General features: G+C 68.5%; 17 protein-coding genes. 7 read left to right on the forward strand and 10 right to left on the reverse strand.

Going from position 1 to position 20,580, the window contains the following annotated elements:
• Nucleotides 1-210 precede the first annotated feature (210 nt).
• From B2747_RS11385 to B2747_RS11395, 3 genes are all read right to left on the reverse strand, one after another.
• A complete protein-coding gene (locus B2747_RS11385; protein ID WP_291160667.1) occupies nt 211-1,896 on the reverse strand; it encodes a DUF6504 family protein in 1,686 nt (561 codons plus the stop codon).
• Nucleotides 1,897-1,915: 19 nt separating this feature from the next.
• Nucleotides 1,916-3,109: a hypothetical protein gene (locus tag B2747_RS11390; RefSeq protein ID WP_291160670.1), complete on the reverse strand. Its 1,194-nt coding sequence runs from the start codon at nt 3,107-3,109 to the stop codon at nt 1,916-1,918.
• Nucleotides 3,110-3,172: 63 nt separating this feature from the next.
• Entirely contained in the window at nt 3,173-4,210 is a 1,038-nt protein-coding gene (locus tag B2747_RS11395) for an SPL family radical SAM protein (RefSeq protein ID WP_291160672.1), read from the reverse strand.
• An 87-nt stretch (nt 4,211-4,297) separates the two neighbouring features.
• Here B2747_RS11395 and B2747_RS11400 point away from each other — a divergent pair, with 87 nt between their 5' ends.
• Nucleotides 4,298-4,594 (forward strand): 4a-hydroxytetrahydrobiopterin dehydratase, encoded by a 297-nt coding sequence (locus B2747_RS11400; RefSeq protein WP_291160674.1) that lies wholly within the window; start codon nt 4,298-4,300, stop codon nt 4,592-4,594.
• Nucleotides 4,595-4,645: 51 nt separating this feature from the next.
• On the opposite strand, the gene B2747_RS11405 is transcribed toward B2747_RS11400, so the two are convergent.
• The 7 genes from B2747_RS11405 to B2747_RS11435 form a co-directional block, all read right to left on the reverse strand.
• Nucleotides 4,646-5,452, reverse strand: a complete 807-nt coding sequence (locus tag B2747_RS11405) for a DUF4097 family beta strand repeat-containing protein (RefSeq protein WP_291160677.1) — start codon at nt 5,450-5,452, stop codon at nt 4,646-4,648.
• Between the two features lie 50 nt (nt 5,453-5,502).
• On the reverse strand, nt 5,503-6,429 hold the full coding sequence (locus tag B2747_RS11410) for a DUF4097 family beta strand repeat-containing protein (RefSeq protein WP_291160679.1): 927 nt from the start codon (nt 6,427-6,429) through the stop codon (nt 5,503-5,505).
• Nucleotides 6,426-7,337, reverse strand: coding sequence for a hypothetical protein (locus tag B2747_RS11415; RefSeq protein WP_291160681.1), 912 nt, complete (start codon nt 7,335-7,337; stop codon nt 6,426-6,428). The genes B2747_RS11410 and B2747_RS11415 overlap by 4 nt, the downstream gene beginning before the upstream one ends.
• A gap of 54 nt (nt 7,338-7,391) precedes the next feature.
• A complete protein-coding gene (locus B2747_RS11420; RefSeq protein WP_291160683.1) occupies nt 7,392-7,952 on the reverse strand; it encodes an RNA polymerase sigma factor in 561 nt (186 codons plus the stop codon).
• Nucleotides 7,953-8,048: 96 nt separating this feature from the next.
• The gene (locus B2747_RS11425; RefSeq protein ID WP_291160685.1) at nt 8,049-8,708 is read right to left on the reverse strand and encodes an HAD family hydrolase; all 660 of its coding nucleotides are present in this window, start codon (nt 8,706-8,708) and stop codon (nt 8,049-8,051) included.
• An 11-nt stretch (nt 8,709-8,719) separates the two neighbouring features.
• The gene (locus tag B2747_RS11430) at nt 8,720-11,194 is read right to left on the reverse strand and encodes a DEAD/DEAH box helicase (protein WP_291160687.1); all 2,475 of its coding nucleotides are present in this window, start codon (nt 11,192-11,194) and stop codon (nt 8,720-8,722) included.
• Complete coding sequence (locus B2747_RS11435) at nt 11,172-14,534, reverse strand: Eco57I restriction-modification methylase domain-containing protein (protein ID WP_291160691.1); 3,363 nt, start codon at nt 14,532-14,534, stop codon at nt 11,172-11,174. Before B2747_RS11435 ends, B2747_RS11430 begins: the two co-directional genes overlap by 23 nt.
• Nucleotides 14,535-14,631: 97 nt before the next feature.
• Between B2747_RS11435 and chrA the strand changes: the two genes are divergently transcribed.
• From chrA to B2747_RS11465, 6 genes are read left to right on the forward strand one after another with little or no spacing between them, the layout of a single operon-like run.
• Nucleotides 14,632-15,894 (forward strand): chromate efflux transporter, encoded by a 1,263-nt coding sequence (chrA, locus tag B2747_RS11440; protein ID WP_291160694.1) that lies wholly within the window; start codon nt 14,632-14,634, stop codon nt 15,892-15,894.
• A 41-nt stretch (nt 15,895-15,935) separates the two neighbouring features.
• Nucleotides 15,936-16,799 carry a D-amino-acid transaminase gene (locus B2747_RS11445; protein ID WP_291160697.1) on the forward strand — a complete coding sequence of 288 codons (864 nt, stop codon included), beginning with the start codon at nt 15,936-15,938 and terminating at the stop codon, nt 16,797-16,799.
• A gap of 2 nt (nt 16,800-16,801) precedes the next feature.
• Nucleotides 16,802-17,764 (forward strand): S66 peptidase family protein, encoded by a 963-nt coding sequence (locus tag B2747_RS11450; RefSeq protein ID WP_291160800.1) that lies wholly within the window; start codon nt 16,802-16,804, stop codon nt 17,762-17,764.
• A complete protein-coding gene (locus B2747_RS11455; protein ID WP_291160700.1) occupies nt 17,761-18,117 on the forward strand; it encodes a rhodanese-like domain-containing protein in 357 nt (118 codons plus the stop codon). Before B2747_RS11450 ends, B2747_RS11455 begins: the two co-directional genes overlap by 4 nt.
• The gene (locus tag B2747_RS11460; RefSeq protein WP_291160704.1) at nt 18,114-18,728 is read left to right on the forward strand and encodes an NUDIX hydrolase; all 615 of its coding nucleotides are present in this window, start codon (nt 18,114-18,116) and stop codon (nt 18,726-18,728) included. The genes B2747_RS11455 and B2747_RS11460 overlap by 4 nt, the downstream gene beginning before the upstream one ends.
• A 40-nt stretch (nt 18,729-18,768) precedes the next feature.
• Nucleotides 18,769-20,580, forward strand: coding sequence for a gamma-glutamyltransferase family protein (locus B2747_RS11465; protein ID WP_291160707.1), 1,812 nt, complete (start codon nt 18,769-18,771; stop codon nt 20,578-20,580).

Here is a 20,580-nt window from a genome sequence, read left to right on the forward strand (position 1 = left end):
AATAGGGTCTGGCGCGAGGAACCTGAAGAACTGTGCTTGCGGACACTTCGGTGAGCTTTGAGCTGTGAGTTCGAGTTTTGTGTTTGCAGTTCTTCAGACGCAAAGCGCGATACTCAAACACAGAACCCGAAACTGATCAGTTTCGAGTTCTGTGTTCAGGTTTCGGGTTGTGGGTTGGGTGAGATGCTGACGCAGTCCCGTAGCTGACACTCAGTCATACCACCCGTGCACATACCAGGCGGCGCGGTCCTGGTAAATGAGCAACTCGCCATCGGGGTCGGCCACGGTGCGCCAGTAGTCGCGCGCGTAGTGTTCGCCGCGCCACCAATCGCCGCTCAGACGTTCAGGGCCGAGCACGTCGACGACATGCAGACGACGACCGCGCCACCAGATGGCTTGCGGTATGCCGCGTGGGGCTTCCACTTCGATGGCCTCGGCGGGTGTGAGCAGACGCAGCACGGCGGATACGCGCGGTGACGTGTGCGGCGTCGCTTGCGGTGTGGCCTGCGGCAGCGGCGCCGCCGCGAGTGCGATGGCATCGGCGCTCACCCAGGCTCCCGTTTGCTCGGGGCGATGGGTGTCACGCGCTTCGGGATGCACCACGACATCACCGCGATGCTCGGGGTCGAGTGTGGCGCGCAGCCGTGCGAGCACGGCCTCGGCATTCATGGCGGCGTCGCGCCACGAGGGCACGAGCAGATCGCCCTGATCGGCAGCGAGTGGGGCCGTGGCGGGAATGCCGAGTGTCACGCCGATGACGGGCGCGGGAATGTTCCAGCGTTCGAGCAGGGCGCGACACTGATCGAAGAGCGGCTCGAGGCGCGCGAGTGGCCGTGCCGGCCGCACTTCGCGCGTGATGCTGCGCTGCGGGATGGCGAGCAGATCGCGCGGACCTTCGCGGCGTGTGCCCGTGTGATGTGGCGCGTGATGTGGCGCGTGATGTGGCGTATGATGTTCAGCGATATGTTCGGCCACGCGCGCCGGTCGCTGTGATGATGTCCATGTGCTCTCGTTGTGCGTGTTGTCGTCGCTGGTCTCCGGCACCTGTGTGTGGTCCTGCATGTCGGAGCCGATGGCTTCGAGCGGATACGAACGGCCGGCATCAAGCACGAGCGTGATGGACACGGCCGCTGCCGCCCGACCGTCGTGCACACAGTCGTGCAGCAGCCGCTGCAACTGCGCGCGCACGGCAAAGAGAATGGGCTCGGCGCGCTCAACGGCGGCCGGCAGTTCGATGCTGGCATGCCGCGCGGCTTCGACGCGCACGAGTCCGGGACGACGCGGGTCTTTGCCCTGCGCCAGTCGCCAGGCACTGAGTCCCTCGGGGCCCCAGCGCTGCTCCACATCGCCGGCATCGAGTGCGGCGAAGGCGCCAATGGTGCGCAGCCCCAGCAGCGTGAGCGCCTCGCGCAGTTCGTCGGGCATGGGCAACAGCCCCAGCGGCGCCGGCGCGAGATAGGCGCCGCATCCGCCGGGTGGCAGACACACGGCGTCTACGCTGGGTTGCGTGCTGGTACGCGGCGCCCAGGTGGCCGCTCGTGCCGCCACACAACTGTCGGCAATGGCCACGCGTGCCTCGGGATGCCATTGCCGCGCAATGTGCAGCAGGGTCTCGGCGAGTTGCCGCTCCCCGCCCAGCGCGGCAAAGCCGCTGGCGCCCACCCACCAGAGGCCGGGCGCACCGTGCACGGGTGTGACCTGCGGACCGGCGGCCAACAGCGCGGTGGTGGCTGCGAGCACCGCGTCCTGCACGGCGTGCTCGTCCCATGGACGCACGTCGAGCGCGGCGCAGCGGGCGCGGGCCTCGGCAATGGTCATGCCCGCCCGCACCCCGGCGCGACCGGCGGCCAGTGACACCACCTTGAGCCGAGTGTCCACCGCCAGTGCGCGCGGCACCGCGTCCCAGTGCGGCGGGTCAGGAGGACGGCTGACGGGGACGTCGCCCGAACGTGGATTCGGCCGCGCGGCGCCGCCCGCGGTACGTGGTCCAGTCGCGGATGCCACGTTGCTCGCGCTCCTCGCGGCGCTGGATGCGCTGTTCGCTCCACTGGTCGAGGCCGCGCCCGGTATTCCCGAGACCGGCGTTGCCGCTGATCGGCCGCGCTGCGGGGAGCGGGAGTCGGTCGCCGGGGTCGGCCTCGAGTCCGGCAGCAACTCGAGCTGGATGTCCCGGAAGCTCAGTTCCGTACAGGTCGCGACTGCCGACGCCGAGTCCGCCCCAGGTGACGGGATGCTCGGCGTGGTCGACGAACTGGCCGGTGTCGGCGCTGTGGCTGACACTGTGGTCGGTGCTGTTGCCGCGGGCGGCCCAGGGACGACGCGCGCTGCGCGCCACCCCGCGCCGATCGGGAATCTCGGGATGCGCACACACGCGACGCGCCAGGATGACGACACGATCCACCTCGACAGACTGATGCGGGAGTCCGGGGCCGCCGCGTTCCACGACGACTCGAACCGTGTTGGGGCGGGCGTCGGATGCGGTGACCCGCGACGCCGGAAGACGCAGCTGCATACGCAGACGCAGGGTGCCGGCCATGCGACTGCCGCGAGACTCGCCGGCCCGCTGTGAGCTGAGCACCACGCAGGCGGCATCGCGCTCGCGGGCCAGCTGGGCCAGCCGCACGCCATGCACACGCGAGAGAGCCGGGGGCTCGTCGAGCACGACAAGCCCGAAGACCCCGCTGCGCAGCAGCAGGTCGGCAGTCCAGGCCGCGCGATGCCGCTGGGCATGGGTGAGGCGAATGACCACCAGGCGCTTGCCCAGACCGGCGAGGGTGGCCGGGGCGAGCGTGCGGCCCACGTCGATCCAGGCCACCCAACCGCCACCCTGCAGCACAGTGGCCGCCACCTGCCGCACGAGGGCGGTCTTGCCCACCGCCAGCGCCCCCGTGAGTTCGGTGACCCGCCCCCGCGGAATGCCGCCGCCCAGTGCCCGGTCGAGCGCGGCCACCCCGGTGTGCCAGGGCGCGCCCGGGGCACGCCCGGTGGCAACGACCGCCTGCACACGGGCCTGCACACCGGCCAGCGCGTCGCTGGGTGGTGGACCGCTTGGCGGTGGACCGCCTGGCGGCGTGGAGGGAGAGACGAACGGCAGCGGCAGGGCGCTCATGATACCAAACAAAAACCGAAAGTCAACGGGAGAAAAAGACCGCCGAGTGGCGGTGCGAGGGCGTCAGGTGAAGAGTGGCAGCTGATTGGTTGATGGCTGTATGTCGTTGTGTATTTCTTTATCTGGCTCCTCACGGGCGTCGTCGTAGCGGTACACCCGGAAGCGCAGACCATGCCGGGCACAGAGCCGCTCCATGGCCTCGCGCAGTCCCGTGCGGTAGGTCTCGCGGGCGTACACACTGTCGCGGTAGGTGGCCTCGTAGCGGGCGGCGAGCTCGGGAAACTGCTCCCGCACCACCGGCAGGTAACGCCGTCGGGACGCGGCCCGCAGCCGCAGGGCGCAGGCCCCGAGGCTCCTGGCCCCCGTGTCCGCCACCCGGGCCACCAGCTCGGCCAACTGCTCTGGCGCGTCGGTGATGCCCGGTAGAATGGGCATGCAGTTCACGCTGACCTCCACCCCCGCCTCGGCCAGCCGGCGAATGCCGCGCAGACGGGCCTCCGGTGTGGGCGCGCGCGGTTCGATGCGACGGGCCAGCTCGCGGTCGACCGTGATGAGCGAGACGTGCACGGCCACGGTGTTGTGTCGGGCCAGGTGCTGCAGCAGCGGGATGTCGCGGGTGACCAGCGGGCTCTTGGTGATGATGACGATGGACAGGCCGCGCACCACCTCCAGGGCCTCGAGCACCGAGCGCGTGACGGCAAAGCGCCGCTCGGCCGGCTGATACGGGTCGGTGGCCGAGCCGATGACCAGCGAATCCCCGGCCTTTGGAGCGCGAGAAGACCGCAGGGCCTCGCGCACACGCGCCGCCGCATGCTCCTTGACCAGCACCCGTCGCTCGAAGGCCTGCCAGGGCGGCATCGACTCGGCCACCGCCCGACCCACCGGTCCCGCCCGCTCGAGCGTGTAGCGATGTGTGTCCCGCGCGTAGCAGTAGGCGCAGCCGAAGGCACAGCCCACATACGGGTTGATGGACCAGAAGCCCATGTGGGTGGCCGACGGCGGGTTGAAGATCCCTCCGCCGGGCGCGGCGTGGTACTGCAGGTCGGCCTGCACGGTGAGCGGCCGGAGCGGCGGCGGGAGGACCGGGAGGGCGAGCGACATGCTTGACCCTACCGAATAAAATCCGAAGCCGCAAGAGACAGGGTGACCGACGGTGGTGTTCGGTCTCCGGGCGCCCTACTCTATAGCATGACGCCTGCCCCGGTACTTTCCGACATCGAGGTCCAGCGCCAATTGGGCGCCCTGCCCGGATGGTCCCGCAAAGGGGCCGTGCTGCAGAAGACCTATCATTTTGCCGACTTCCCGGCCGGCATCGCCTTTCTGGCGCGTGTGGCCGAGGTGGCGGAGGCCCTGCAACACCACCCGGACATCGACGTGCGCTACACGCGGGTGACCTTCCTGCTCAGCACCCACGACAGTGGTGGCATCACGGCCAAGGATTTCGAGTTGGCCACCCGCATCGAGCAACTGGCCGCCGAACCCTGAGTGGGGCGCGGCGGCCAGTCTTGACTCGGGTGCGGGTGCGTGTGTGCGCGGTCAGCGCCCGCGGCGCAGGGTGACGCTGCCGTTGACGGTGCTGGCCCGCACACGGGTGCGGCCGTCGCCCACCGTACCGCGCAACTTGCGTGGCGAGAGCGTGCCCGAGATGGTGATCGGGAAATCGGTGGTGACGCGGCCGTTCACGGTGGAGAGTTCGAGCTCGGCGCCGAAGTTGGACGGCAGTTCGAGTGTGATGGCGCCGTTCACCGTTTCGTACTCGAGATCCTCGGCGCGGCCGAGCGACCCCATGGAGACGTCGATGCTGCCGTTGACGGTGCGGGCCCGCACCGGACCACCGGCACTGCGCGCGGTGATGCTGCCGTTGACCGTGCGCGCATCCACTTCGGTGGTCACGTCGCGCACTTCAATGCCGCCGTTGACGGTGTTGAGCACCACGCGCACGCCTTCGGGCACCCGCACGGTGAAGTGCACGGAGACATCGTTGCGATCGTTCCATTTCGAATTGCGTTCCGAGCGGATACCGCGCTCTTCGCAGCTCGAGTTGGGCGTCCAGAGCGCGCAGATGACGATGTCGTCGCCGTAGCTCTTCTGTTCGATGCGCACGTCCTCCGGATCGCCGCGACGCCAGCGCTTTTCACCCGACACTTCGACGCGGCCGCTGCTGCTGCGCAGCACCTCGATGCCGCCGTTGACGTTGTGAATGCGAATGGCGTTGCCGGACGGAATGCGACCGGACCAGGCAAAGGCGTCGTCGCGGCGACGTTCCTGGGCCTCGGCTGACGACGCGAAGAGCGCGAAAGCCGCGGTGGTGACAACGAGCGCGCGTAGCGATCGGGTGGGCATGACAGACTCCCGGAGCGGGCGGTGAACAGTGGACAGGGGCGCCAGGGTCTTCATCGGGCGGGGGAGCGCACGAGTCGGATGTCGCCGTTGAGTGTTGACAGATCGATCTGAAGCGGACCGCCGCTGCCGAGCTGATAGCGACGGGTGTGACGGCCGGACCGCGCACGGGACACTTCGCCCGGCATGAGGGTGAGCGGTACGGCGGACTGCAGTTCACCGGAGTAGGACGACATGGTCAGCTCTCCACGGGCGTCGTCCGGCAGACGCAGGGTGACATCACCCGAGTGCGCGGTAATGCGCACCCAGGCATCACGGGCGAGCAGACCATCCATGCGCACATCGCCGCTGATGGACTCCACCGTGAGACGGTCGATGGGCGCGCCACTGATGGAGACATCCCCGCTGGTGGTGTGCACATCCACTTCGCCGCGTACCTCACGCAGCCGGAGGTCGCCGCTCACGGTCGTGACGCGCAGTCCACTGGACTCGCCTGTCACCGAGATGTCGCCGGTGAGCGTGGCGGCGTTCACGCGGCCGCGCACCTGGTCGATGCGCAGCGTCCCCGAACTGGTGAAGGCGTCCACGCTGCCGCTCAAATCGCGAATGTCGATATCGGCCGAGGTGCCGCGAATGACGAGGCGCACGCCGCGTGGCACGTCCACTTCGAGCAGATCGTCATCGCGTTGACTCCGCGACCGGCTGTCGCTGTCGTCGCGCGGATTCATGGACATGGTGGTGCCGGTGGTGCGCAGCTCGAAGCGCCGATGATCGCCGCGCACGGTGCCGCTGGTGCCGTCCACGCCGCGCACGATGAGACGCCCGTCGCGCACGGTGATGTCCACCACGGCGCTGCTGCCCACGCGCACCGAGGTGTCGTGCTGTGCAGCGGCGCGTGACGGGGGCAGCATCACACACAGCGCGGTAGCCACCGCGAGCCCAGGCAGCAGGCGACGGGAACGCAGGAGGTACCGGTTCACAGCAGGGCCACCCGCCGCAGGAGTTGCAGCTTGGCTTCGAGTGCGCGGTCGAGCTGTCCGGAGAGCAGCGGGCTGCGTGGATCGCGCGCCAGCGCGGCCTTGCTGTCCCCGATGGCCTTGTCGATGATGTCGAGATTGCGGCGCAGCTCACGCACCGTGGCGGTGTCGAGTTCGGCGAAGCGCTCGTCGACGATCTGCCGCAGGGCGCCGATCTCGCGCTCGTAGGTGGCGTCGAGATCGGGCAGGGCATCATCGGCCACGAGTCGCACATTGGACGTGGACCCAACGGCGCGGCGCGACGGCGCAGTGGTCGAGGCCGCGCTGTCGGGCGTATCACGGTTGCTGTTGGCGTCCGGCGGCAGCACGGTGGAAGGGACCTGCGTGGACGGCTGGGCATCGGGCCGTATGGCCACGTCGCTCTGATCCACCAGCGGACGTGCAGGCCGCGTGAGCTGCCAGGTGACGCCGGAGCTCACCGCCACCAGCAGCGTGGCCGCGATGGCCAGAGCGCGGCGCGAGAACGCACGCGGCGAGGAAACGCTCGGCGCGGACGCGAGTTGCGCAGACGCGAGTTGCGCGGACGCGCGCTGTGTGGGCGCCAATTGTGCGGCTGGTGCCACCTGCGCGCTGCCTGACTGGCCGCGGGAGATGGGAATGACCTGGGCTTCGAGCCGCGCTTCAATTTCCGGCCAGACGTCACGCGACAGTGTCATGCCGCTCGGCAGCGCCGCCGCGTCGGCCACGATCTGCTCGAGGTCGGTCACCACCGCGCTGCACATGGGGCATGAGGCCCGATGCGCCGCCATCCACGCCGTGGTCGCGGCGTCGGTGTCGCCTTCGAGCCATGCGCCGAGCGTCGCGTCGAAACGCGCGCAGTCGTCGGCGGAGGGTGGCAGAGGCTGGTGCATGGTGTGGCTCATGAGAGGTCCGGCGTGAGATGCAAACAGGAGTACATGATGAGATCAGCGCGTGAGCGCGGTGCGCAGCAGCATGCGGGCCCGATGCAACTGGGCCTTGCTGCCACCCGGTGTGATACCGAGCTGCTCACCGATTTCTTCGTGGGTGTAGCCTTGCACGTCGTGCAGCACGAAGACCATGCGCGCACCCTTCGGCAAACCGGCGATGGCGCCTTCAAGATCCATGCGATCGCCCAGCGACTCGGTGCGTCCCGGTGCGTCGTCCAGCGCGTCTTCGTCGGCGTGACGGGCCTGATGGATTCCGCCGGCCTTGCGGCGCGACAGAATCACGTTGACGGCGACCCGGTGCAGCCAGGTGCTGAACGCCGACTCACCGCGGAACCCGGGCAGCTTCTGCCAGACGCGGACGAAGACGTCCTGCACCACTTCTTCGGCAAGGCCCCGGTCGCCCAGCATGCGCACGCAGAGGGCAAACACCCGGTCCGCATGGGCGCGATAGACCCGTTCGAACGCCCGACGGTCGCCGCTGGCAGCAGCGGCTACGTCGTCACGCCCCTGACCGGGGGTCAGGGTGAGGTGATGCGTTTCGAAGGTTGGATCGGTCACGCCAAGTGCGAGCAGGGGGACTCCGGAAACTTGTCACCCGATTCGATCATCTGGCGGGCCGAAGGGTTTGAACGACCCGGCGAAATCAGCGCGAATTCAGTTTCCGAGGTCGGCCACGATGCCTGGCAGCTGACTCATGTCGGTCAGCCAATGGTCCGGGGCGGCCGGGGCCAGTTCATCGCGGCTGAAGGGCCCCCAGAGGGCCGCGGCGGTGACCACGCCGGCCGCGCGCCCGGCATGCATGTCGTGGGGGGAGTCGCCCACGAAGATGGCACGGTCCGGGGTGGCCCCGAGGCGCTCGAGCGCCAGGAAGACCGGATCGGGCAGGGGCTTGTGGCGCGCCGTTTCCTCAAAGGTCACCACGGCGTCGAAGGCCTCGCCCAGACCCACGTGTCGCAGTGAGCGCCAGGTCATGCCCTGGCCCTTGCTGGTGACAATGGCCGTGGCGTGCCCTTCACGTCTGGCCCAGGCCAGGGTCTCAAGGACGGCCGGGAACGGGCTGGTGAGGCGCTCCAGGTGCAGGTCCTGATAGTCACGGTACCGCCCCACCATGGCTTCCACGTCGTCCGGCCCCTCGCACCACTCGGCCAGCTGCGTACGCAGCGGCGTGCCAATGCCGGCCACCCATTCGGCCGTGCTTGGTCTGCGCGTGCGGTCGGCAAAGGCGAACTGCATGCACTCGAGCAGCAGACCGATGGAGTCGATGAGCGTGCCGTCGAGATCGAACAGCAGGGCAGGACGCGAGCTGATGGCCATGGTGATGAATCCTAACGGGCCAGCAGCACCAGCATCATGGTGGCGGGGACGTCGGAGGGGACGGGCACTGCCCGGCCTATCAGAAGTGAGTCGGTTGCCGCTTCGGTAGTTACCGTGATTGAATTGGCATTCGCACAGACACAGGCACTGGCCATGAGCCGAGCGAGCACGGGTTCCTGCTGCCAGGCCTCGATCCAGGCGCGCTGTGCGGCGCCGATGTTGGTGGAACCGCTGCGAGCACTGGTCACTGGCGCACGGCGCAGCCAGCGGGCGCAGGCCGACTCGGCGGCCGCGCCCCGCACGAGGCTGAGGCAGCGTCTGGCCGCAACCAGAGGCTCGGCATGTTGCCGGCGACGCGGCACGGGCCAGCTCCGTTCCAGGGCTGCCAGACGCTCCGTGATTTGCATGACGACCTGCGAGGTGGCCATTGCCGACGGTCCGAGCAGGCTGCGAAACTGCGCCGATTCGTGGAGCCGGCGCAGTTGACGCCGCAGCCTGCGTACGGCCTGTCGCGCTTGGGCGCGTGGTATCCGGCGCAGTCGTGAATGCCCTACGGGCGAACGCCAGAGGCGGGCCACACGCAGCAACGCGCGAGGGTGCCGCGAGCTGGTCCAGCGCAGGCTGCCGTCCGCGCGCTTGCGCGCACGCAGCACGAGCGGCTGGTCTTCTCCCGCGATGAGGACCAAGGCGCAGACGACATGGGCGCGCAGGCGTGACGACGCGCGCACCGCCGCGTACAGCGTGGGCGACTGACCGGTGGTTGACGGGACCTCGTGATGCGGCGATGAGTGCAACGGAAGCTGATGCCAACGCTGCAGGACACGCCGCCATGCGGCCTGCCAATCTGCGGCACTCTGCGGCGCCCCGCGTTCTCCGCCAACCAGGTGCCAACCGATCAGACGCTTGCTGAGCACGCGCTGCTCGGCACGCAGCACGGCGGCGACCTGCGCATCCGGTCCGAACGTGTATACGTGCACGGCCCGATGCGGTGAGTGCATGCGCAGTGCGCGTCCCTCACGTTGTACGAGCATGGCGTGGGTCCAGGGCATGTCGAGATGCACCACCACGCCGGCATCCTGCAGGTTGACACCTTCGGCCATGAGGTCGGTGGTGAGTAGCAGGCGTACGCGTTGAATGGCGGGCGGCGGGGGAAGACCGTTGGCCGACGGGGCGAAGAGCCCGATAAGCTCCTGTCGTGGCAGCGGACCGCTGGCGATACGGGCCTGTGTGCCCATGATGGCACCAACGCCGGCTATGTCCGACAGCGCACGAAACAGCGACTGTACGGTGCGCGTGTACTGCGAGAAGGCGACCACGGGCTGCTGCGGATGGCGCGCGAGAATGCCACGCACATGCCCGGCGCGCGCCTGATCACGCGATGACGGTTGTGTGCGGGACATATGGCGGGCCAGAGCGGCCACGGCGTCCAGATGGCGATCGAGCACGGTCAACAGATCACCCGACGCCGCACGGTGGGTGGCGAGGAGTTCCGGAAACGCCAATTGTCCCGCGTCATCTCCAATCACCCAGTGGCGCAGCTCGTCGTTCGTGAGGTGGCGTCCTTCACAGAGGGCATCACGCAGTGCTTCGCCGCGCAGGCGCCGTCTGGTGAGCGCATGCACCAGTGCCGCATCGCTCGAACACCAGGCTCGCAGGAGGCCAAGCCGAATCAGGGCGCCGGCCACTGCCCCATCATGGGCTGGCAGCGGGGACGGCAGTGACAGGATGGCATCGAGGACTTCGCGGTCCTGTGGTTCGCGAATGGTGGCATGCGCCATGCGCCGCGGCCGTGCGTCGCTCCCCGCATCCGTGCCGGTGCCAACGTCCTGCGCCCGGCGGCGTACCACCATGCGCGCGAGACTGTGATCGTCCAACGCATCGAGTCGATGCCCGCGAAAGAGCGCCAGCAGGGCGCGCAGATCACCGGGCCGATTGTGAACCGGGGTGGCCGACAGCAGCAGGACATCACAGGCTGCCACACTGTCTGCCAGCTGCCAATAGCGACGGGTGGCCGCATTGCGCAGATGGTGTGCCTCGTCGATGATCACGAGACTGGACCCTCGCATGGGCAGCGCCGGCGGGGTGGGGCGCGACCAGGCGTGCAGCGAATGAACCTGCACCTGCGCCATGCCGGCGCGTGCCGCGGCCGTCCGCCAGGTGGGCAGGAGTGTTGCCGGTGCCACGACATGCACCGTGTCGTATTGCCGACCCACCGCAAGCGCCACAAAGGTCTTGCCCAACCCCACGTCGTCGGCAAGCAGGGCTCCCCGGTATTCGGCCAGAATGCGTGTGAGCTGCGCGACGGCTTCGTGCTGGTGCGCGCGCAGCGTGATCTCACCAAGCGCCGCGCTGGTGTGCACCGGTGAGAGCGCGTGCGCCATGCGGTGCATGACCGCATGCGGGGTGTTCCAGCGCACTTGCTGCGCTGCGCCGTGTGTTGCGGCTTCAGGCGGACATGCCGAGTCAGTCCGATTGGGCGGGAGCATGCTGATGCCAGGCAAGAAGTGGAGTGATGACGGTGAGCGAGAGGCCGTAGGCCCTGGCAACGGCCGTGTTGAGCAGCGGGGCGGGCAGGTGTTCGCCCGCATGCAGGCGTTTGCCCAGGGGGGCGAGGTCTGCCACGACGCGAGGCCAGGCCTGTGGCACAGGCAGGGCACCGACGGTCCACCCGAGGTAGCGGCGAAAGCCACCGCGTGCCGGTTCGGCCAGCACGTCCAGCCACGCTGCGGCAACATCCGAGGAGAGCAGCGCGAGCGCCGCGTAGGCATCGTCGAGTGTGGCAAGCCGCAGCACGTAGCAGGTGTTGAGCGGCACGGTGGGGTCGTGCGGGGGCAGCAGACGCAGACGCAACTGGCGGCCAATGTCTGCCCACACGAGGCGTGGCAGATCCGCGCGCGCGGCGTCGGTGCGGAACAGGGTCCACCAGGGCTGCGATTGTCGGGCATCGCGGCGCGCCCGCAGTCTCGGGCGCCAGCTCCCCAGCCATCTTGCGGTGGCGGGTGGTAGCGCGGCGAGGGGTTTGCCGAAGGCGTCGTGGGTCCAGATGATGCGCACGTCGTGTTCGTCGGGCTGCGCACTGTGGCGCGGCGTGTCCGCGCCTGGTGCGTGGTTGCCTGGTGCGTCATTGCCTGGTGCGTGATTGCCAGGCGTGTGTGCCGCCACGGGCCCCACGAGTGCCTCGCCGCGCAGGGCCGGTCGCAGCACGGCCCGCTCAATCACCCCCTGGGTTGGTGTGGAGGCTGCGAGCGAGGTGACGGTGGCACCGTCGTCGTGGTGCTCGACCGCATGCACAAGAAACGCCGCGTTGCATCCACACTTGACGCCGAGCAGTGGGCGGCCGAGTGGGCTGTCGGCGAGGGGAGGTCCCGCATGACGGAGCGCGTCGAAGGCGACGCGCGCAGCGGGGGGCAGCAACACCCAGGGCGCAGCCGGGTCGTCGGCTTCCAGCGAGAGCGATGCGGAGGGCATGGCAAAGCGCACGGACGTGTCGCGCGTCACCACGCAGTGCACCATGTCCATGGATGCCGAAGCGGACTCCGAGGGTGCCGCCTTGCTGCTGGAAGACGCGCGCGCATCGGCCGGCTGCCGACGCTGCGCGACCAGCAGGGAAGGGTAAGTGGCGGCATCGAACAGCGCCGGTGCATCGCTCCAGTCGTGCAGCGCCCGAATGTGCGTGTCATGCAGCAGCAGGCGTCGCACGCCGCCACCGGACAGATTGCGCCAGAGTTTGGCCGGCAGCAGTAGGGCCAGGGTGGCACCGGGCCGCAGTAATTGCACCGCGCGTTCAACGAAGGCCACGGCGAGGTCGGCCTGTGCGGCAAAGCCGGCACCGGCGCCAGCGCGGGAAGCGCCTACTCGCCACGTGGCGTGCCGCATGGCGCGGAATTCGGTGCGCAGATACGTGCGCTCGTTGGCCGCCATGGCGTGTGGACGCACCCACGGGGGGTTGCCCACCAGCAGGTCGAATCCGCCGGCGGCGGCCACATCGGCAAACATGGACGCAAAGCGGAAGGGCAACGCTCCGCCCAGCTGCAGGCGATGACGCTGTGTCTGCAACTCGCGCGAGCGCTGACGCAGCCAGTCCAGACGTGCGACATCGGCGCGGGCAGGGCGACGGCGTTGTCCGAAGAGGTCACGGCCGCGCAGCATGCTGACGAGCTGACGGCGTTCTCGGCGGAGTGCGTCGAGATGGCGCGAGAGTTCCGTGATGGCGCGCTCCCTTTCTTCCGCATCCAGCGAAAGGGCGGTGCGCAGCTTCCGCGGTCCGGTGGCACGTGCATAGCGCTCACGCAGTCGCGCGAGCTGTCCGGCCGATGGAGCGGCAAACTGCAGCGTGCCGCCGGTCAGGGCGTCGCCGACGCGGATGTGGTGATCGAGATTGGGCAGTGGGGCAATGTCTTCAATGCGCGGGGCATCACAGGCAATGACCACCGACAGCCAGAGGCGCAGCTCGCAGAGCCAGACCGCCATGGGCTGCTTGTCCACGCCGAAGATGCAGCGGGCGAGAATGGCCCGTCGCCGTTCGTGCTCGCTGCGTGGGTCGCCGGCCGCCGCCGCTCTCGCATCGAGTGTTTCGAGAGCTTGCACGAGAAACGCTCCCGACCCGCAGGCCGGATCGAGTACGCGCAGACCGGTCCAGAATTCCGGCGTGTCCTGCCCGCACCGGGCTTCGAGAGTGCAGACGAGTGCCGCGTCCACGGCCTGCGCCACCAGATGTGGCGGCGTGTAGAAGCTGCCCGATCGCTTGCGTTCGTCTTCGGCCATCAGCCCTTCAAACGCGCGACCAAGCATTTCCGGGTCGACGGCCGCCTCCGACCACGCGGACGACTCTTCGCGCGCCGTGAAGCGATAGCGGTCGAGCAGTCCGCCCAGCAAGGCGGTGAGTGCGTCGTCGCTGAAGTCGAGATGGTGATGCCGACGTTCGAGTGCGGTGGGCGAGAACAGACCGCCATTCAGAAAGGGCACCGCGCCAAAACGCCGAGCCTCGGTGGCGCGATGACGCCGTGGTGTGTTGAGTGTGCCGAAGAACAACGGGCGCAGAACGCGCGCATGGATGCCACCGCCGGATTCCAGCACGCGGACGGCCTCGTGCAGCAGAAAGTCCCGACGCGCGTCCAGCCAGCCCTTGGCTTCGAGAAACGACAGGAAGAGACAGCGCGATGCGGTGAGCAGCGCCAGTTCGCGGCGTTCAGCAGGGGTAGGCAGCAAACCCTGACGTGATCGTGCGCTGTGTCGCCGTGACGCGTCGGTGTGCAGGGATTGGGCCAGCGTGCCCACGCGCTGCTCCAGCTCCCGATAGAAGCGACGAGAGAGTGCGTCCCGCCCCAGAATGTCGGCGAGTCGCGCGTGATGTGCGTGCGCATCGGTCTCTGTGATGGCGGCGAGGCTGCGCAGCGTATCCGCGTCCGAATCGAGCACTCGGCGGCAGTCGACACGCAGGGCGGTGAGACGCAGGCCACGCGCGTGATCGATCACGGCGGCCAGACACAGGTGCTGCCGTGTGTGATCGAGCAGACAGATGCACCACAGTCCGGTTGGGGCCACGCGTTTGAGCGCCGTGGCGACGGCCAGTGCGCGCTCTCGCAGATCACCGGTCCCCTGCAGTGCATCAGGCGGCGTCAGTGTGGCCACCAGGAGACGCAGCCCGCCGGGTCGGACATGCAAAGCGGCCTGGTCGCAGAGTGCGTGAATGCCCAGTTCACGCCGGAGGGCGGCGGAGAGCGGAACGGGCGTGTCGAGGAACCCCAATGCGCGGGCGAGCGGACGCAGGGCCTCGAACGAGTCGGCGCGTGAAAGCGCGAGGGCGGCGGCGCGGAGAGTGAGCACGCCGCCATGATGTGGTGGAGCTGCGCGGCGTGTTGCACCACTTTCTTGCGCATTGGATTCTGAGAACGCAGTGCGTCCTGCGCGTTATCTTCTCCTGATGTCCGAGACGGCCGCGCGCGACAATGTGCACGAAGCAGCGCCACAAGTCCCCGTCAATCCGCAAGGCGTGCGGCGGGAGGTGGCCGCCGTGTTTCTGCGGCTTGGTTTGACGGCCTTTGGCGGACCGGCGGCGCACATCGCGGCCTTGGAGGACGAACTGGTCACGCGGCGGCGTTGGCTCAGTCGCGAGGCCTTTGTCGATCTGGTCGGGGCCACCAACCTCATTCCCGGTCCCAATTCCACCGAGCTGGCCATTCATCTGGGCTATCTGCGGGCAGGTTGGGTGGGGCTGCTGCTGGCGGGCGGCTGCTTTCTGGTGCCGGCTGTGCTGCTGGTGTGGCTGGCTGCCTGGGCCTATGTGCGCTACGGCACGCGGGTGGAAGTGGCGGCGCTGCTGCAGGGCATGCAGCCGGCCGTGCTGGCGGTGGTGGTGCAGGCGCTCTGGCGGCTCAAGGCCAGTGTCATGCGCACATCGGGCACGCTGGTGCTGGCGCTGGTGGCGGTGGCGGCCGCGCTGGCCGGTGTTTCCGAGTTCGTCATTCTGGGTGGCGCGCTGCTGGTGGGCGTGCTGAACGCCTGGCGGGCCGCCAACCATCCCGGTGTGGCCTCAGGCTTTACCCTGGCAACGGGCGGCCTGTCGTCGGCCCCTGCCTGGTCCCTGCGTGATACCGGGCAGGTACTGGCCACTACTGGCGTGAGCGCGGCGAGCGCGGGCGCGGCCGGGATTGGTGCCGGCACCCTGTTTGTGAGCTTCGCGACCATCGGCAGCGTGCTGTTTGGCAGTGGCTATGTGCTGCTGGCCTTCGTGCGCCGCGAGTTCGTCGAGCGGTTGGGCGTGCTCACCGACGCCCAGGCGCTCGATGCCATTGCCATGGGGCAGGTCACGCCCGGTCCGGTGTTCAGTGCGGCCACCTTTGTGGGCTACGTGGTGGACGGCCATGCCGGCGCCATGGCGGCCACGGCGGGCATCTTTCTCCCGGCGTTCGTTGCCGTGGCGCTCTCCGCCCCGTTGGTGCACCGGCTGCAGCAGTGGCCGGCGGGACGACATCTGCTCGACGCCGTGAATGCCGCCTCCCTGGCTCTCATGGCCGCCGTCGTCGTGACGCTGGCCCGCGCGCTCGGCGTGGACCTTCGCACCCTGGCTATCTTGCTGGTGGCCTCGTTGGTGCTGATCGGTACGCGCGTCGGGTCGGGATGGGTCCTGCTGGGCGGTGCAGTCGCAGGCTTTCTCCTGTTCGGTGGCGTGACCTGGGCGCCGTGACGGGCGGCGCCGCAGTCCCTCACCTCGACACTCTCCCCATCATGCGCAGCTGCTGGCTCAACGGTTCTTTCGTTCCGGAAGATCAGGCTCAGGTGTCCATCTTCGACCGCGGTCTGCTCTTCGGTGATGGAGTGTACGAAGTGGCCGCCGTGTTCAATGGCCGCCTGCTCGATGCCGATCGCCACCTCGTGCGACTCGAGCGCTCGCAGCGTGAACTGTCGCTGCCCGCGCCGTACTCATCGGCTACCTGGCTCGACGTCATGCAGGAACTGGCCACACGCAACGACATCACCGAGGGTCTGGTGTACCTGCAGGTCACACGCGGTGTGGCCGAGCGGGACTTTGCGTTCCCGTCGGCCATCAAGCCCACCGCCTTTGCCTGGGCGCGTCCCAAGCGTCTTTCGGACGATCCGAACGCGTCGGGACTCACGGTGCATGTCGTACCCGACATTCGCTGGGGACGTTGCGACATCAAGAGCACCGCCATGCTGGCCCAGGTGCTGGCCAAGCAGGCGGCGCGCGAAGCGGGTGCCGGCGAAGCGCTCATGCACGAGAACGGTGTCGTCACTGAAGGCGGATCCAGCAACGTGTGGATCGTGAACCAGGGTGAGCTGCAAACCCGTCCGGTGTCACACGACATTCTGGCCGGCATCACGCGCGACGTGGTCGTTGAGGTCGCGCGTGAACTGGGTCTCGTCGTACGCGAGCGGGCGTTCACGGTGGAACAGGCCATGGCGGCGGACGAGTGTTTCCTCACCAGTGCCACATCGTTTGTCCTGCCCATCACACGCATTGATCAGCACGTGGTGGGCAACGGCCAGCCGGGTCCCATCACGCAGCGCGTGCGGGCGGCCTATCTCGCACGCGCCGAGCGTCTGACGGCGTCCGCCGCCACGGTCGCGTGAGCATGCGGGACCGGGGCCTGCGTGAGCCGGCCCCACTGCCGCCAGGCGCGCGGGTTGCACTGGTGTCGCCATCGGGACCCCTCAACGGACCGCATGAGTTGGCGCGCGCCGTGTCCACGGTCGAATCATTTGGCTGGGTGCCAGCGCCCGGCGCGCATGCCTTGGCCCGCAGTGGGTACTTTGCCGGCGACGACGACGCGCGCGCGTCCGATCTGATACGCGCGCTCGAAGACGATGACGTACATGGCATCTGGTGCCTGCGCGGTGGCTACGGCGCGGCGCGGCTCCTGCCTGTCCTCGAGGACGTGGTGCGTCATGCCTCCCCTGACGTACCGCCCAAGCCGCTCATCGGATTCTCCGACATCACGGCCCTGCACGCGCTGTGGCAACGCCATGGGTGGGTGAGTTTTCACGGTCCGGTGGCGCGTGGTCAGCTGTCCGCATTTTCGCGCGAGGCCTTTCGCACCATCGTGGCCCAGGGGCGTGAGGCCACGTGGATGGCCGAATCGGCGTCAGTGATCCATCCGGGCCGGGCAACCGGTCGTCTGGCGGGCGGCAATCTCGCCCTGGTGGCGTCACTGGTGGGGACGCCCTGGGCCTGCCGCTTCGATGGCGCCTTGGTGGTGCTGGAAGATGTCGGCGAAGCCACGTATCGGCTCGACCGCATGCTGACGCAGCTGCTGCTGTCCGGCGCCCTCGACGGCTGTGTCGGCCTCGTGCTGGGCCACTTCACCGACTGCCCCGACACCACGGCGGACGGCACGCGCAGCATTGAGGCCGTGGTGCAGGATGTGGCCGAACGTTTGCAGGTTCCGGCCCTGCTGGGCGTTCCGATTGGCCATATTGAAGAACAGTGGACGCTGCCGTTTGGCGCCATGGCCACGCTGGATGCCGACGCCCGCACGCTGCACGTCCATCGTCACGATCGTCCGTTCACGGGTTCCCCCACACCATCCGCCCGATGAAGACCGCACAGCAACTGATCGCCGAAGCGAAGGCGCAGATCACCGAAATCACCGCGCGTGAAGTGCAGGACGCGCTGGCCCGCGGCGAGTCGATCACCCTCATCGATATTCGCGAGCAAAACGAGTGGGCCATGGGTCACGCCGCACCCGCCGAGTATATCGGGCGTGGCGTACTCGAGAGTCAGATCGAGGCCAAGGTGCCACGTGACGCGCGCGTCGTGCTCATGTGCGCCAGTGGCAACCGCTCGGCCCTGGCCGCGCTGACGCTGCGCGACATGGGCTACCAGAACGTGGCGTCGTTGGCCGGCGGCTATCGCGACTGGGTGGCCAGCGGCGGCGCCGTCGCCGAGTGAGGTCGTTGGGACTCGAGCGTGACCTGCGACAGGCGGACATTGCCCGTCTGTCGCAGCGCTTGCTGACGCGCGAGCCCTTGGACGCCACTACCGTCGCCGACACCAGTCGGCGTCTGGCGGCCGTGGCGGCGGTGCTGCGCGTGGCTGACGAGGTGCCGGAGCTGCTGTTCATCCGGCGCGCTGACAAGGATGGCGACCCGTGGAGCGGCCACATGGCCTTTCCGGGCGGTCGTTTCGAGCCGCATGATGACTCGCTCGAGACCACGGCCATTCGGGAGACGCGCGAAGAGTTGTCGCTCGACCTCAGGCAGGGGCAACTGCTCGGGCGACTCGATGATCTCGCGCCGCAGAACCCCACGTTGCCGCCGCTCATCATCCGTCCGTTCGTGGCGGTGGTGGCGCCCGATGTCACCTTCGTGCCGAACGTGGAAGTCGCGGCCACGTACTGGGTACCGCTCAACGCGCTGCGTGACGACACCGCACGTGCGGAACACATTCTGTCGGTAGACGGTGTTCGTGCGCGGTTTCCGGGATACCGCGTGGCCGAGCATGTGGTCTGGGGACTGACCGAACGCATCGTGCGTCAATTGCTCTCCCTCATTGATCAGTAGTCGCGCTCTCGTTCTCTCCCACCGTTCGCGAGGTTCCGTCGTGAAACGCACTTCACTCCCCAGTGTGCGCCCTCAGCTGAGTCATCACGTGCCGCCGCGCGCGCGTCGCCTGCGCGCGTCGCTCGTTGCGCTGTGCGCCAGCGCAGCGCTTGCCTCCTGCGCTTCGTCTTCGCGAGTGGACGACCGCATCTCGCCCATGGCCGGCAAGCGTGCGGAAGGACAGCGCGGCATGGTGGCCGCATCGCACCCGGACGCGGCTGCTGCTGGTGCGCAGATCCTCGCGCAGGGTGGCAATGCCGTGGACGCGTTTGTCGCCACGGCCTTTGCGCTCTCCGTGACGGACATTTCGCAGACGGGGCTCGGCGGAGGTGGCGCCATGACGTACTACAACGCCAAGACACGTCGCGCCGAACATCTGTCGTTCTATCCGCGCAGCGGCGCCGATCCGGCATGGGCGCGGCCTGAACCCGCGGGGACGCGGGCGGTGGGCCGTGCTGCTGCCACGCCGGGCATGGTGGCGGGTTTGCTCGAAGCGCACGCCAAGTGGGGCAAGCTCACGCGCGCCCAGGTCATGGCTCCGGCCATGCGCCTTGCACGCGAAGGGTTCATTGTTTCGCCGTTGCTGGCGCGCACCATTGCCAGCTCCCGCGCCAAGCTGCAGGCGGACGCGGAAGCGGCCGCGCTGTTTCTGCCCAACGGTCAACCGCTGCGGCCCGGCGACCTGCTCGTGCAGCCGCAACTCGCGGCAACCTTCGACCAGATTCTCGCGCAGGGGCGCGATGGGTTCTACCGCGGACGTGTTGCGGAGGCGCTGGCGGGCAAGGTGCAGTCCCTCGGTGGACTGATCAGCGCGGGTGATATGGCGGCCTATCCCGTGGCCAGCATGCGTCCGCTCTGTGCACCGTGGCGGCAATTCACCGTGCTGGGCGCGCCGCCGCCAATGGGCGGCGCTGTCGTGCTGCAGATGTTGCAGATGGCCGAGTACAGCGGGGTGGCCACGGCGGGCGGGTTCACGAATTCGCCTGAGGCCGTGGTGCGCATGGCGGACATCATGCGTCTGGGCAACGCTGACGGTTATCGCTGGCGTGGCGATCCGTTCTCGCTGCGTGTGCCGGCGCGCGGCATGACGCATCCCACCTATGCGCAGGAACGTGCGCAGCAGGTTGGTGCAGCCATGCCCGATACCGCGCGGGCCGGCAATGCTGTTGCGCTGGACTCGGCCACGGTGCCCTCGGTGTGTCAGCGCTTCGAACCATATCCGGCCTCGGTTGCCGGTGTGGCGCCAGCGGACGCGCCGGCAGACGCGGCCGAGGGGGAGAGCTTCACCTCGCACCTGGCGGTCGTGGACGCGGAGGGCAACGCCGTGTCCGCGACGACCACCGTGGGAGTCCTGTTTGGTTCCGGCGTGTACACCGGCGGATTCTTTCTCAACTCCTCGGCGAGCAACTTCGATGCCCGCACGCGTGGCGTGAATCGCTATGCCAACAGCACCATGTCTCCGACGGTCATTCTCGAGGGAGACAAGGTGCGACTGGTCATTGGTGCGGCCGGTTCCCAGTATATCCAGCCGGCCATTACGCAGGTCACGCTGCGTACACTGGCCTTTGGTGAAGACCCCTTCGTGGCCATCGCCGCGCCGCGCATTCATGCCAGCGCCAACAGCACCGACGTGGAAGTGGAGCCGGGTTTCACGTCGGCAGTGTACCAGGCGCTGGTGGCGCGCGGCTACAAGACGGTGAGTCGCGTGGCGGACATCACGTTTGGCGGCGTGCATGGCGTGTATGTCGCGCCCAATGGCCGGCGCATTGGTATTGCCGATCCGCGCCGCGACGGCGTCGCCGTCGGCAACTGA

It is taken from the genome of Gemmatimonas sp. UBA7669, from assembly GCF_002483225.1.
Taxonomy (GTDB): domain Bacteria; phylum Gemmatimonadota; class Gemmatimonadetes; order Gemmatimonadales; family Gemmatimonadaceae; genus Gemmatimonas.

What these genes read in the sequence shown, in the direction of transcription:
- B2747_RS11390 (WP_291160670.1), bottom strand. Translation starts at nt 3,109, where the DNA reads ATGAGCGCCCTGCCGCTGCCGTTCGTCTCTCCCTCCACGCCGCCAGGC.
- B2747_RS11395 (WP_291160672.1), bottom strand. Translation starts at nt 4,210, where the DNA reads ATGTCGCTCGCCCTCCCGGTCCTCCCGCCGCCGCTCCGGCCGCTCACC.
- B2747_RS11400 (WP_291160674.1), top strand. Translation starts at nt 4,298, where the DNA reads ATGACGCCTGCCCCGGTACTTTCCGACATCGAGGTCCAGCGCCAATTG.
- B2747_RS11405 (WP_291160677.1), bottom strand. Translation starts at nt 5,452, where the DNA reads ATGCCCACCCGATCGCTACGCGCGCTCGTTGTCACCACCGCGGCTTTC.
- B2747_RS11415 (WP_291160681.1), bottom strand. Translation starts at nt 7,337, where the DNA reads ATGCACCAGCCTCTGCCACCCTCCGCCGACGACTGCGCGCGTTTCGAC.
- B2747_RS11425 (WP_291160685.1), bottom strand. Translation starts at nt 8,708, where the DNA reads ATGGCCATCAGCTCGCGTCCTGCCCTGCTGTTCGATCTCGACGGCACG.
- B2747_RS11430 (WP_291160687.1), bottom strand. Translation starts at nt 11,194, where the DNA reads ATGCTCCCGCCCAATCGGACTGACTCGGCATGTCCGCCTGAAGCCGCA.
- chrA (WP_291160694.1), top strand. Translation starts at nt 14,632, where the DNA reads ATGTCCGAGACGGCCGCGCGCGACAATGTGCACGAAGCAGCGCCACAA.
- B2747_RS11445 (WP_291160697.1), top strand. Translation starts at nt 15,936, where the DNA reads ATGCGCAGCTGCTGGCTCAACGGTTCTTTCGTTCCGGAAGATCAGGCT.
- B2747_RS11450 (WP_291160800.1), top strand. Translation starts at nt 16,802, where the DNA reads ATGCGGGACCGGGGCCTGCGTGAGCCGGCCCCACTGCCGCCAGGCGCG.
- B2747_RS11455 (WP_291160700.1), top strand. Translation starts at nt 17,761, where the DNA reads ATGAAGACCGCACAGCAACTGATCGCCGAAGCGAAGGCGCAGATCACC.